General features: G+C 62.2%; 4 protein-coding genes. 1 reads left to right on the top strand and 3 read right to left on the bottom strand.

Translation table 11 applies throughout. From position 1 onward, the window contains the following. Window positions 1-409, top strand: a 409-nt coding sequence (locus tag DBR22_RS17070; RefSeq protein WP_146187547.1) for an aminotransferase class I/II-fold pyridoxal phosphate-dependent enzyme, incomplete at its 5' end; no start/stop codon positions are given. Window positions 410-440: 31 nt separating this feature from the next. Here DBR22_RS17070 and DBR22_RS17065 read toward each other — a convergent pair. From DBR22_RS17065 to DBR22_RS17055, 3 genes are read right to left on the bottom strand one after another with little or no spacing between them, the layout of a single operon-like run. Continuing rightward, on the bottom strand, window positions 441-851 hold the full coding sequence (locus tag DBR22_RS17065; RefSeq protein ID WP_108600005.1) for a hypothetical protein: 411 nt from the start codon (window positions 849-851) through the stop codon (window positions 441-443). A 12-nt stretch (window positions 852-863) separates the two neighbouring features. After that, on the bottom strand, window positions 864-1,397 hold the full coding sequence (locus tag DBR22_RS17060; protein ID WP_146187546.1) for a hypothetical protein: 534 nt from the start codon (window positions 1,395-1,397) through the stop codon (window positions 864-866). Next, window positions 1,397-3,274 (bottom strand): plasmid pRiA4b ORF-3 family protein, encoded by a 1,878-nt coding sequence (locus DBR22_RS17055; protein ID WP_219928136.1) that lies wholly within the window; start codon window positions 3,272-3,274, stop codon window positions 1,397-1,399. Before DBR22_RS17055 ends, DBR22_RS17060 begins: the two co-directional genes overlap by 1 nt. Window positions 3,275-3,670: the final 396 nt, after the last annotated feature.

Here is a 3,670-nt window from a genome sequence, read left to right as displayed (position 1 = left end):
GCCCACCATGCCGGACCGGGACGAAATGGAACCGGCCATCACCGGCCTGCAGGTGGCAATGGGCTGGGTGTATCCGAACGCCCTCCTGCAGCACGCGCTGCCCGAGCTGGAACGGTTCACCATCGACGTCGGCCAGCTTCAGCGTCGGCGGGACCGGCTGATCGATGTGCTCGGCAGCATGGGTTACCGCGTCGGGCGCCCGGAGGGCACTTTCTACCTCTACGTTCCCTCCCCGATTCCGGATGACGAGAAGTTCACCGAATCACTCGCCCGCCGGGATGTCTTCGTATTTCCCGGTGTGCTGTTCGAGACGCCGGGTTTCTTCCGGATCTCCCTCACGGCAAACGAGGAAATGATTGAACAAAGCCTGCCGGCGTTCGAGGCAGCGATCAAGGAAAGCCGCCCATGATTTCCGTTTCGCCTCGCTGGACTGAGCTTGATCATTCCCGGGGCTTTGGAAGCAAACCTCCAATGAGTCCTGCGACGGCTGCCGGCAGGGCGACAGCACCTGCGATCAAGGGAGTCAGGGACGGAGGCGTCATCATCATGATGGCCAGGCCCACCAGCACTGCCGGCGAGGCTACGCAGATCGTTACCCACAGCGGATGGCCACGGACCTGCGACCAGATGGCAGCGGCAAGCGATGTGGCAGACCCCGCGAGCATGACCAGCCTGCCCACGCGCAACCGTTCAATGAATTCCGGATCCGAGGCGTTGATAAAGAATGCTGTCCGTTCCAGGGCAATGCCTGTCACAACAATTGAGACAGCGACCAAAACGGCCCACGGCAGGGATCGTCCCCTCCACCAGGGAAGGACGACATAGCGTTCGTCACCGTTCTGCGAACTCATCACAAAGTGAGCCTAGCGGCTCCCGGGTTTCCGATCATGAAGCCAGAGGTCGTACCGGGGGCCCCGCTCGCTCAGGAACCTCGTTGTTCGCAGGATGAGGAATCCCAGCAGCGGCGCCCAGACCGACAGTGCGGCGAGAATCGGGACAACGTCCGGCGCGGTACCCCGCGGTGCAAAGACGGCCGCGGCAAGGATGATGGCGGCCATCACAATGTTGGAAGCTACAACAACACCTTTGTTGATGCGGATCGCCTGTTCGGCACGCGGCACGTCCATCGCCGGCTTCGGGATCTTCCGGGTAAACCGTTTCGGGGCTGAAGCCAGCCAGCCGACGGCTGCCATCGCAGCACCAAAGACAATCATGCCCATTCCGGTTCCGGCATCATGGCCTGTCACTGCCGACGCGAGAACATAGGCGGCGCCGGAAGCGGCAATGATTGCCCCGTACATCCAGGATGCCATGACCCACGTCCGTCGATGGGCGTAGGCAAGGGCATAGTTGTCTGCCGTCGGTTCAGGCCGGGTCGTCGCTGTAAAGCCAAACATCAATCTTCTCTCCAAGAGCGGCTGAGCTCTCCGTGGTGGTGGTCTGCGGTTAAAAGAGCTTTCGCTAAGTCCTCATTGACCTGTTCGAGGTCAAAGGCTGTGGGGTCCAGGGTCTCGCCAGGGCCGAGTCCCATCCATTCCCGGTACTCCTGGTGCTCCCGGTGGCTGGGATCGTTGACGGCCTGGACGATGCCCATCCATCCCCCGACACCACCGCTGTCCTCCGCAGGTGCGGCACCGCGGCCACCGGTGCACCGCGGGAGCCGCCCGCCGTCGTCGGATTTCAGAACCTTTTCCAGTGTTATTGCGTGCTCCCAGTCATCGCCGAAATCGTACGTGTAGGTCATGGTGCTGCCCACCACAGGCAGCAGTTGGGCAACTGTCACTTTCGATTCGTCCCGCGAGTTCTCGCCGTAGAAGTCATCCTCTCCGTCGGACGCCACCGGCGTATACGTTGGGCCGCGGAATCCTCCGGTCTGGAAATGATGCAGGTGGTAATCCTGCCAGGCGAACACTCCCTGGATCACCTGGTGCAGTAGCGGGAGCGAAATACCCGCTGGAACCAGCACCCGCCGCCAGATGGGAGGCTTGGACCCTTTAAGTCCGATCTTCAGCTGCAGAATCGGGCCCTCAGCCAGCCCGGGCCCCTTCTCCGGCGTCCCAATTCCGGTGGACTCAGGTGGCTGCGTCCGCGTTTCTTGGCCTTCGGACTCCTCGCCCAGACCCAGATCTGCCAGCACCCAGGGGTGGTCGAAAGCATCCGCCACGCAGCCGACAAGCGCTGTGGGCACCCGGTAATGAGTATCGATGGTCACTAACCCAAGTTCCGCGAGTGCCTCCATGCGGGCCATTGCCAACCTGGTCAGCATGGTGATCATCGTTTTTTCAGCATCCGGAGCATGATCCGGGGTGGCCAGGACGCGTTCCAGCAAGGGTGGTTCTGGCGTCGCTGCCGCAAGCATGAGGGATGTCTGCAGGGCGGATACGAGCTTCTCCCATGGCTGATCAGGGTCGTGGCGAAGTACTGCCTGCTCGAGGAAACACGAGGCGAACATGGAAAACTCGTCCACCTGGTCGGGTGCATCGCCACCCAAGAACGCTTCGGACTCGAACGGCACCACTTTCGTAGCTTTGATGGCAATCAGTTCGGCGGCCTCCAGCGCGGCCCACATTTGTGCCAGCAGCGGCACGTCGAACATGCTCCGCACCGTTGGAACTCCGTCAGAGGCAACTGCCCCCTTGCTGCCGCCCCTGACCGAGACTCCCACGCAGGCGGCGGCCGCCTCAATGTCCCGCAGGCGCAGCGCGCCGGTGCCGGTGACAGGCTTACCCTCGCCGATCCACCGAAGCAAGGCTGAGGCCCGCTGTATCAGCGGCAACCCGGAGAGCACTTCGAGCGCCGCTTCCTGGGGAACCTCCGGAATCTTGGTCAGGCTCGGCTCGTCGCCGCCATCAGCCAGAGAGTCAAAAAAATCCAGGACGTCTGCCAACTGCTCCGCGGTTCCGGTCCATCGGCCGGTGTCGGACAGGAATCCGACGTAGGTGTGGATAGCGTCAACGGTATAAGCGGCGTGTTCGACGTCCGGCAACCCGCTTGGCTGAACGCTGGCAGTGGCCGCAATCTCTTCGGAAAGGGCCAGCGCCAATGCCACAGGATCCAGGTCTGTCACGTCCGGTGCCGCCGCCTTGTCAAGATATCGGCCCACAACAGGTTCAACCAGCTTCAGGTAGTGCAGCGCTGCCGCGGACGCGCCGGGTGTGCCGTCGTCGAACCAGTGCACAAAGGCCGGCGCCAGAACGCCCAAGGCGCGGCTGGCCCTGAACGAACTGAGGGAGACCGATCCGGGGTTGTGTTTCCCGCCCGGACGCCTTTCCACGCGGCGTTTTTTGCTGCTCTTGCCCACCACTTCACCTGTCTGCCGGAATTTGCGCTGTTGGTACGACGCTACTGAGTCTTACCGCGGGATTCCATTTCCAAGTGAGCGGGGATCCCGGCCTGAACTTATGCGAAGCTAGCTCCTGCCAGCAGTGAGGGCACTCTCTCACAACGTGGGCTGTATGTGGCACCATGAACCTTCCCCGGCTCCGTAACGGGAGCGCGGCACGCGGAGCCCCGAGAAAGCCAGGCAAAGCTCTTCCCTTGGGACAGAGCGACACCACTTTATTTCGCCAGACCTCTCGCCAGCTTCCATCGAGTTGATGTGCGATGCCGGCAGAAGGATCCGTCTCGGGATGGCGCCACTTACGGAAAATGTCACACCCCCCTCTCATAC

The organism is Arthrobacter sp. HMWF013 (assembly GCF_003061105.1).
Classification (GTDB): domain Bacteria; phylum Actinomycetota; class Actinomycetes; order Actinomycetales; family Micrococcaceae; genus Arthrobacter.
The sequence above is the reverse complement of the archived record's forward strand: the minus strand, read 5'-3'. Positions and strand labels throughout refer to the sequence as shown.